We start from the raw sequence: 4,895 nt of genomic DNA, 5'->3' as shown, positions 1-4,895 counted from the left end.
CTTTTCATTTAATATCGCTATTAATTCAAGGCCTAAAACCGCCTATCATCACTAAATAGTTCCGCCTCTAAGCATTATGGGAACTATTAAAGGAAATTAAAATGAATGATAACAAAATGCCTCACAAAATAGATTCCGCTGTAATGAGTCATAATACCCCTGATCTGCTAATCAAAGATATTAGCACGCTCATTGATGAGGCAAGAAATCATATTGCTCGTGAATATAATTCAACTCAAGCACTTCTATGCTGGTTGATTGGCAAGCGTATTGATGATGAAATTCTAAAGTCGGAGCGCGCTGAATATGGGGAGACCATTGTTGTTACTTTAGCCAATCATCTTGCCCTTAGCTATGGCAAGGGTTACAGTCGACCTAACCTGTTCAGAATGATCAAATTTGCTAAATCATTCCCTGATCGTGAGATTGTCTCAACACTGTCGAGACAATTGTCCTGGTCTCATTTTGTTCTAATTTGTGCTATAGAGGATACCTTAAAGCGAGATTTTTATGCTGAAATGTGTCGTGTTCAGCGCTGGAGCGTTCGTGCATTACAAAAACAATTGAATGGCATGTTATATGAACGGATAGCTCTTAGTAAGCAGCCTGAGAGTGTCATAAAATTACAATTAGATAAACTAAAAAAGACCGATGAAATGACAGCGGATCTTACGTTTAAAGAGCCCTATTTTCTGAATTTTATTGGTGCTCATGAATGTCAATCAGAAGAAGATCTTGAAAATTTAATTCTGAATAATATTACGGATTTTCTTCAAGAATTAGGCACTGACTTTTGTTTTGTTGCTCGTCAAAAACGAATGAGCACGGGTAAAAAAGATCGTTATTTAGATCTGTTGTTTTTCAATCGGCGATTGTCTCGATTGATTGCGATAGAATTAAAGCTAGGTGACTTCGATCCAGCCTATAAAGGCCAAATGGAATGGTATCTTAACTGGCTTGATAAAAATGAACGCTTTCAACATGAAGGTAAACCCATGGGGATTATTCTTTGTGCAGGGAAAGATCATGACGATATTGAATACCTTGAGATGGATAAAACAGGGATTCATGTTGCTCAATATTTAACTGAAATGCCACCAAAAGAAATTTTAGAAGCTCATTTACGCAAGGCTATTGCTATAGCGAAAGAAAATCATCTTAAAAAATCACTGCTTAAAGATTAAGTTATGTTGACTCAAGAAACTTTAGAGATAGAGCCTAATCATTTTTGGCAGGTACTTCCACATGAAAAGCGATTACTTCAAAAAAAACGAGGATTGTCGCGCTTAGCTTATCTTTTGCTGTTCAAATGGTTTGAGAAAACAGCTAGCTATCCAAAAGACATCAAAACGCTTCCCTTTAATTTAATCGAACAGGGTATTGTTTTATCAGAAGAGATAATTTCGCATGAGGAGTTGTTCGCTTTTTTTGAACAAGAGCGAATTATTAATCGATATAAGCAAGAAATCAAAGCGTATTTTGGATTTAAGAGTTTTGATAAAGATTGTCCTTTGCTTCATGAGTTTTTAATAGCGAACATTTTTAAAGAAAAAAATGATGAGACATTGAAATTTAAACTATGCGCCTACCTTAAAGCAATGAAAGTTGAGATTCCATTTGAAGCAATCTTGCTTGATGTAATCAAAAATGCCAAAACAGAGAAAGAACGACAGGTATTTTCTCAAATTGAAAATTTATTATCAGATAAAGATAAAAACTACATCGATGACTACCTGTTAACTAGCGATGATTTTGATGGGGTTTGCCAATTTTTACGCCAAGATTCTAGCGATTCAAGCAAAGAAGGCGTTGCGAATGAAATTAAACGCCTTGAAATATTAAATCAATTGCCAGTTGCATCATTTGAATTTATTAATGACATCAATATAAAACAACGAAATATTTGTAGACGACGGTTTTACACAGACACTCCTGAAAGGACTAAACGCCGAACAGATATAAGTCGTTACTCCCTGGCAATAATATTTTGTTTTCAGCGTCATCAAGAATCTATCGATAGCTTAATTGACCATTTGCTCTATTTTATTCATCAAATAAAGAAAACTGCAGATAAAAAACAAGAAAAGCTGAATAAAGAGATCGGTCAACGACTAGGAGATTTAGATTCATTATATTCACTAGCCGAAATAAACCGAGACTTTCCCCAAGGGATTATTGAACAGGTTGTATATCCCTCTGTTTCTCAAGAAACAATAGAGCATATAATTAAAACAAGAGACTTTGCTCGTCAAATCAAAAAAAAGGTAAGAGAATCAGTTATCAAAAGATACTCTAACTCGTATCGCTATACTATATTTAGCATTATTGATTGTTTAAAGTTTCATTCTAATAACACACCGTTTTTAGCGGCATTAACATTAATAAAGCGGTATCAGAAGAGTAAGCTTAAATACTATCCGATTGAAGAGGAAGTACCAATTGATGGCTTGATTAGTAAACAGCAGCAAAAAGAAATAAATGAAAAGGATGAACTTAATAATTCAAGAGTTTTGAGAAAAAACTATGAATGCGCTATTTTCAAACTCTTACGACTTAAATTGAAGCATAAAGAAGTATGGGTGAGCGGTGCTTTTAAATACCGTGATCCTGTTGATGATTTGCCGAAGGACTTTGACGAGAAACGCGAGGAATATTTTGCCTTAATGGATGCGCCATTATTAGCAAAAGCCTTTATCGATAAAATTAAAGATGAGATGAGCCAAAATATTCGGCAACTTGATAATGGTTTTCCTAAAAATGAATTAGTTAAAATTGTTAAAAAGAAAGGTAAACCCTGGATTGAGCTCACACCTTTAGTAAAGGTTGATGAGCCTAAATTTATTCAACGACTCAAAGAAGCCGTTCTTGCCAAGTGGGGTGTTATTGATCTATTGGATATTTTAAAAGAAGTTGATTTGCGTGAAAACTTCACAGATTGTTTTAGCACAGCTGGCAATCGTGAAATTTTGGACCGTGAAACCATTCGAAAGCGACTCTTATTATGTAACTTCGCTATTGGTACCAATGCTGGAATTAAACGAACAGCTGGAGCATCTAAAGGTGCAGTTACTTTTGAAGAGTTGCGCCATATTAAAAATTTTTTTCTCAATAAAGATGATTTGCGTGAAGCAATTAATACAGTTGTTAACGCTATTTTTAGAATAAGAAACCCTAAAATATGGAGATCAGTTTCTACAGCTTGTGCCGCAGATTCTAAGCAGTTTGGGTGTTTCACCAAAAACTTGTTAACAGAATGGAGTCCGCGTCACCACAGTAGCGGAGTAATGATTTACTGGCATGTCAGTGATCAGTACATCTGTGTTTATTCACAGATGAAAACATGTACTTCATCTGAAGTCGCATCAATGCTACAAGGAATTATGGATCAAGAAACTGAGATGGAGATTGAATCACAATATGTGGATAGCCATGGACAAAGCGAGCTTGGTTTCGCTTTAAGCTATCTGGAGCAATTCGATCTGCTCCCAAGATACAAAACTATAGGCAATCAAAAACTTTACCTTCCTGCAGATGATTTCCAAATTAAAAATATCAAAGAAATCACTACACGTACCATTAATTGGGAACTCATAGAAGAACAATACAGTGAAATGATTAAACATGGAGTTGCTCTAAAATTAGGTACGGCAACTGCAGAAACGATTATCAGAAAATTTGCCAGAAGCAACTATCAACATCCAACGTTTAAAGCCTTTATGGAGCTTGGGAAAGTAGTAAAAACCACTTTTTTATGCCGCTATCTCCACTCGGTTGAACTCAGACAACAAATTAATGCCGGCTTAAATGTTGTAGAAAATTGGAATGGTGCTAACGATTTTGTGTATTACGGTAAAAGCGGGGAAATTACATCAAACTCTCGTGATGATCAAGAAATCTCAATGCTTTGTTTACACTTACTTCAGACGAGTATTTCGTATATTAATACCTTGCTTATTGAAGAATTATTACATGATGAATATTGGATAAACCTGTTAGATGAGGAGGATTATAGAGCTCTAACTGCCTTATTCTATTTACATATTAATCCATATGGCAGCTTTGAAGTGGATTTAACAAAGCGTTTAATAATTAAACTGATATCGGCAGGAGCTATGGCATGAGAACCCCAACCAAAGAAATTATAAAAAAAATCAGTAAAATTTTACGTGATGAGCGACCTGATTATATTTATTTAAGAGATTTATTTAAAAAAATTCGAGAAGAATTTAATATTGAAGTCACAACAAAAGCCAAGCGATTACCTTACGTGCCCACAGAAGAGGAATTGAAGCAATATTACAATATTGTATGGCAAACTAGAAATACCAAGCATATGGTACTGATTAAGATATTACTTTACACAGGAATTAGAGTTCAAGAGTTGGTTAATTTAAAAATTAGTGATATAGATTTCGACCGGAGCCAAATTAGGATCAACCAGGGTAAGGGAAGTAAAGATCGCATTGTACCTTTTCCACATGATTTTAGAGAAACACTCATGCTATTTGTTAATGCCGAACTTGCTAAAGGGGCTATTTATCTATTTGAGTCAAATCGAAAGAAGCCATTTACCACGCGTGGAATAAGAAAAATTTTAGCTGACTATGCTACTGAAGCAGGAATACAACAATCTATGTCGCCGCATAAGTTACGACACTTTTTATTTACCTGGCTAAAGAAACAAGGTATTGATGATGCACTAATTCAACCCTATTCAGGCCATGAAACACGAGCCTCTCTAGAAGTGTACTCGAAATTATCACTCGCTGATGCACAAGAAATATATAACGAAAAAATCGATAAGTTTCCGATTTAGCAGATTGCTTAGAGGCGGAACTATTTAGTGATGATAGGCGGTTTTAGGCCTTGAATTAATAGCGATATTAAATGAAAAG

Annotated in this window: 3 protein-coding genes; all 3 read left to right on the top strand. The window is 35.1% G+C overall.

The features are described from left to right. The first annotated feature begins 101 nt into the window (after positions 1-101). From Lste_RS03100 to Lste_RS03090, 3 genes are read left to right on the top strand one after another with little or no spacing between them, the layout of a single operon-like run. Positions 102-1,184 (top strand): PDDEXK nuclease domain-containing protein, encoded by a 1,083-nt coding sequence (locus Lste_RS03100; protein WP_237760408.1) that lies wholly within the window; start codon positions 102-104, stop codon positions 1,182-1,184. A 3-nt stretch (positions 1,185-1,187) separates the two neighbouring features. Continuing rightward, positions 1,188-4,121 carry a Tn3 family transposase gene (locus Lste_RS03095; protein WP_058509630.1) on the top strand — a complete coding sequence of 978 codons (2,934 nt, stop codon included), beginning with the start codon at positions 1,188-1,190 and terminating at the stop codon, positions 4,119-4,121. After that, complete coding sequence (locus Lste_RS03090; protein WP_058509629.1) at positions 4,118-4,816, top strand: tyrosine-type recombinase/integrase; 699 nt, start codon at positions 4,118-4,120, stop codon at positions 4,814-4,816. Before Lste_RS03095 ends, Lste_RS03090 begins: the two co-directional genes overlap by 4 nt. The last annotated feature ends 79 nt before the right edge of the window (positions 4,817-4,895 follow it).

The sequence above is a fragment of the Legionella steelei genome (assembly GCF_001468005.1).
Lineage (GTDB): Bacteria > Pseudomonadota > Gammaproteobacteria > Legionellales > Legionellaceae > Legionella > Legionella steelei.
The sequence above is the reverse complement of the archived record's forward strand: the minus strand, read 5'-3'. Positions and strand labels throughout refer to the sequence as shown.

Bases quoted from the DNA above. Each gene is read 5' to 3' on its own strand.
- Lste_RS03095 (WP_058509630.1), top strand. From the start codon at position 1,188: ATGTTGACTCAAGAAACTTTAGAGATAGAGCCTAATCATTTTTGGCAG.
- Lste_RS03090 (WP_058509629.1), top strand. From the start codon at position 4,118: ATGAGAACCCCAACCAAAGAAATTATAAAAAAAATCAGTAAAATTTTA.
- Lste_RS03100 (WP_237760408.1), top strand. From the start codon at position 102: ATGAATGATAACAAAATGCCTCACAAAATAGATTCCGCTGTAATGAGT.